4 protein-coding genes are annotated in these 4,770 nt (G+C 41.8%); all 4 read right to left on the bottom strand.

All coding sequences use genetic code 11. The annotated features are described in order from the left end of the window. A partial coding sequence (locus tag H0Z23_RS08505) for a hypothetical protein (protein ID WP_296869017.1) occupies nt 1-593 on the bottom strand: 593 nt, incomplete at its 3' end. A 149-nt stretch (nt 594-742) separates the two neighbouring features. After that, entirely contained in the window at nt 743-1,972 is a 1,230-nt protein-coding gene (locus tag H0Z23_RS08510) for a serine protease (protein WP_296869018.1), read from the bottom strand. A gap of 15 nt (nt 1,973-1,987) precedes the next feature. Further along, nucleotides 1,988-3,109, bottom strand: coding sequence for a serine protease (locus H0Z23_RS08515; protein WP_296869019.1), 1,122 nt, complete (start codon nt 3,107-3,109; stop codon nt 1,988-1,990). A gap of 498 nt (nt 3,110-3,607) precedes the next feature. Continuing rightward, nucleotides 3,608-4,770, bottom strand: a 1,163-nt coding sequence (locus tag H0Z23_RS08520) for a histidinol-phosphate transaminase (protein ID WP_296869020.1), incomplete at its 5' end; no start/stop codon positions are given.

The following is a 4,770-nucleotide window of genomic DNA, read 5'->3' on the forward strand; positions in this document are numbered from 1 at the left end:
CCCTGATATCCAACAGGAGATATATTCGAATAAATACTTGTTTTTTCGTTTATCTTCTCTAGCAGTTGTTCAAAGAATTTGTATCGGGTCTTTTCAAATTCATTTAATTCATCCTTCATCTTTCTGGTTGCCGTTTGTTCCTCGTATGGTCCAGCTACTATAGAAAAAAGAGGCGCAGGCTCTGACTCACCTATTCGAAAGGCCTGCACTTTTACTAAATAAAAAGCCGTATCACCTGAAGACATTCCATTTAAAAATTCAATAGCCCTAATGTGCTCAGGCCTTGGTTCAGGTGATATCCAAATGGCAATTTTTGCATCAATGTTGGATAGATACGTCAATACCTTGCCTAAATGATCATGATTTGTCTTCTCGAGCTGATTCTCAATAACAATAAGCTTTCCATTGTTATCTTCTGCCAAAATATCCACATTAAACGAACCTATTGCTTTCTCCGCCTCGATCGGATTTATCGTCAAACCAATCTGATCACCGAGGACGTCACAATTATCATAAAGCCACTTAGTAAAGTCGTGGGCCTCGTGCTTCCACACTGTCTTCAAATCATCAACGGGTTCAAGTTTTGCAATCATTTTAGTTGCCTCCCTTTATTATTTTTAGCATTCACTGAGCCCACACGAAATGAGAAACCTTCACGCTGGACTTTTTAATGAGTGCTAGTTCATAGAGACATCAAGCACATGATGCACACTATTGATTCTAAATAAACGTACGTCATTATTTATTCCTTCATAATCTCATACAACGATTTCTTCTTGTGTGGGTTAACAAGCCCTTCAATTATTACTATTGAATCGAATACTGTGGTCTTATTAATCCTGAGATTTGGAGATCTTATATTTAACCTTGGACATTCTCTGGTCGCGGCGGCCAAATTGAAAATGTTGTTGATCTTTATGCCGTAAGATATACCTTCTGGTATCAGAGTATTAACTTTAAAATAATTATTGTGAGGAAGGTAAGTTAATATCCCAACAACTTGCATTGAATCGTTGAGGAGTGGAGCTCCATTGTTTACTTTATCAACTTGGATATTCGTCTCAAATACCCTGGGATCTTTTTTCTCCCCTGTCAAGCTCAATATCTCACCAACCTTAAGCTTGCTCTCCGGAGATCCCACTAGATACGAATACACAGGCACAAACACTTTATCCCCTTTCGACAGAGTACCTACATCCCCTATCGGCAAAGGTGTGCCGTAAATAGTTAAAGTGCCCATTTTTTCAAGCTTCACCAAGGCAAGGTCATTTGTCTTATCCCGAACTAATAGTCTACCTTTGAGCAAGCCGTTTTTTAAATGAACCCTAATTTCGCCAAATCCTGCTATATTGCTGTAGCAGGTAGCAATAACATCTTTAGCGACAAAAAACCCTATTCCTATGTTATGGCTATTGTTCGATCCACTTCCACTAATTGGATAAATTCTTTTAGCTTCATTAGTTACTCTATTACCTTCCCTATCTGTTGCTTCCATTGCAAGGGTATTTCTGGAAACTATAGAAAGCCTGATAGGCAGCTCGTCACTGTCCTCAAAACCGTACCAATCTTCTTGATAGCTAATGTAATAACCCTTATAAATACCGCCAATAGGCTCTTTTATCACCATCTTTAACGCACCCGGCTTCAAGCCCTCTGCCGCTTTCGTCAAAAAGCAGGCATACTGAATCCCTCGCCCATAATTTTTTCTTATGCTCTTGACCCCGGCTGTCGGAAGTCTATCAAGGCTAATAATCGCCCCCTCGTATTTATCAACCCTTGTCTCCCAAACCCATATACCCTCAATAGAAGCCAAATCCTTCTTATCGAAATATTTTTTTATGACGATATCCCTATCGAACCTGAGCTTAGATGGCTGGTTAGGCAAAGAGTCATCACGGGCAAAACAACCTTTAACAGCCACAAAAGACACAAAAACTAACACAAATACGGCAAAAAATTTAATCCTTCTCATACTTTTCAACCTCTGCTATTCACAAGTGATAAGCACTACCGAGTCTCTCCAGTTAGCCATTATGTCTCTTGCCTTGAAGACTTTATCTTTTGTCCCTTGTTTGAATTTAGGCCCATCTTGAACTGAAAGGGCCAAGTTCTGTAAATAATTAGCCTTTATCGCAAAATTAACGTTTTGAGGAACATCTCCATATACTTGCATGTAATAGGCTACGTTTAATCCTGATGAAGTAATACCAATCACATTACCATATTCATTAAACAAAGGACCTCCACTATTGCCAGGCTGAATGGGAACACTAATTTGAAACAGCTTGGGATCTCCCTCAAATCCACAAGTACTATTAATGATACCCATACTAATCTTGGGGCTGACCCCAAGAGAATCTGACAACGGATATCCGATTGCATAAACTTCCTCCCCTTCTACAACATCTTGGACGTCCCCAAAGAAAACAGGCTTAACAGACTGGTATGCTTTAAAATCATTGAATTTGACCTTGAGAAGGGCTAGATCGTTCATCTCGTCCTTTGCTATTACCTTTGCACCATATTCAGTATCCTTGAAACACACTCTTATATTTTTATTTTCATAACCTTTTACGACATGTGCATTAGTCGCAACAACATCCTTTGAGACAAAGAAACCAGAGCCGGCACCTGGCTCATCTGCTTCTAGGCCAGCCTTCTTTTCCGGCCACAACTTTTTACCGGCCACATGCACATCTTTCCCAAACAAGACTACAGGAGGAGATACGAACGAAAGGTAATCCCCATTCTTATCAACCTTAACAGAAACGTTGCGGGTAATAATCCCCTTACTAACAGCATCTTTGACCACGAAAACAAACTGGCCTTCGTAAATTCTATCTCCGGTTTTTTTAAGAAGGATTTTTGTCTGCCCTTCTTTAACAAAACCTGAAGCATCAGTGGTAATGCCTATATACTCATACGCTTTATACTTCTTATAGTCGAAGGTGTTTTTCATTATTGCAACTTCGAAAATTTGCTTACCGTAAGAGCTCTCATCTTCAGACCAAAGCCAAATTCCCTCAATGGGATCTAGTTCATGGCCAGATAAATATTCCTCTATTGCTATCGCCCGATTAAATGGGCTTACCAAAGCCGATTCAGCCATACTTGATGGCAAGATATAAAAAAACACAAACCCTACAAAAATAACAGCTGAGATTTACGTATGAGTTTAGGCATACCCATCCTCCTTGTCCTGCTCATTCAACAATTCACTGACCTTTGCCTTTGATCGTTTCAACCCACAGCACAACTTTTACACAGACCATTAGTGAAAACTCAAAGCTTTATTTTCTACTACATAGCAAAGCGCTGAAATTTACTAAACTTTAATCTTATACAATAATATATCGCACTAAACGGGAAAAAACAACCTCAACATAAATTTCAATCCACACATGTATACATTTGTAGAGTGGTAATATTTTGGACCCGGGGATTAATTAAGCCCACATAATTGCGCAAAAATAAGATTCGCTATGATGGCTCGATTTTTAGGGTGAAAAGGAAAACTTAAAAACGCATAAGTAGCCTTGCAATAAAACAATACTAAAAGCAAAACATATGATCATAATAAAAATTAAATCACTATCATAAAAATTCCCTAAGCCCGCTTTATTCTCTCAAGGAAATCTTCAAGCTTGTCGGGAGAGGGCACCCTTAGACGAGCGGACCTGTCGTCCAAGTTGAAGTAGCCACCACCCTCTGCACAGGCGATTCCCACATCTGCCAGACGTTTTACTAGATTGCCCGACTCTTGGGATAAAAGAAATATGGGAACCCTTTCGTCCGTATCCGCCACAAGCCAGCCCTGCTTGCGCGAAATTGCCTCCAACACCATTGGCTTGGCCTTTTTGGCATAGGACCTTACCTCCTCCAAATAAGATAAATCCTTCAAAAGCTCCAAGGCCATGCGGGCATCCAAAGCTCCGATCACGAATGGGGGCTGAACCTTCCTGTAAAGGGCAGCCAGTTCCGGATCGCGGCAGATAGCGTACCCTACCCTGATCCCAGCCGCCCCAAGGGCCTTGGAAAAAGAGCGACAGACCACCAAATTGGGGAAATCAAGCACGGCGGCGGACTCTTCATCGGGCAAAAAATCCCCATAAGCTTCATCAGAAATAACCCAAGTCCCTGTCTCCATCGCAAAGCGAACCAACTCGGCCAAATCTTCCAATGAGAGAACCTGGCCTGTTGGGTTATGCGGCCTGTCTATGTAAAGAACTTCTGGCTTCCTCTTTAAAGCCTCTAAAATATCTTTTTTTTCTATGGAATACCTAGGTGCCTCAAGTTTTACAGGCTCGTACGCCGCGCCTCTGTAAAGGGCCTGCAAAGCCGCATCGGTAAACTGGGGAGAAATTCCTGTCATAACCGAACCTGGCCTCAGCAAAACCCTAAAAAGGCTCACTAAAACCCCTATAGAGCCTCCCCCCACCAAAATCTGCTTCGAGGCCACATTCCAGGCACCGTGGACCGCCGCCAAAGCATCCTTCAGATCCTCCGGCTCCGGGGCCGGATAATCGCAAAGGTCGCACAAATTGCCATTCTTTAATAAGCGGCGCAGGCTTTCCGGCATGCCCAAGGGGCTCGTACCAAGCTCGCAGTCTATAATCTCTATGCCTTCAGGGTAAGATACGCGCTCTGAGGACACGTAACCTCTCTGCTGTATCTCCAATATCTCCTTAGGTAGCTTGCCCTTCCACACCTTAACCACTCCTTTTCTTGCATTATATTGGATGCTATATTTTGTTTCAATAAAGAATGTGG

Origin of the sequence: Thermovirga sp. (genome assembly GCF_017656375.1) — a bacterium.
GTDB lineage: Bacteria > Synergistota > Synergistia > Synergistales > Thermovirgaceae > Thermovirga.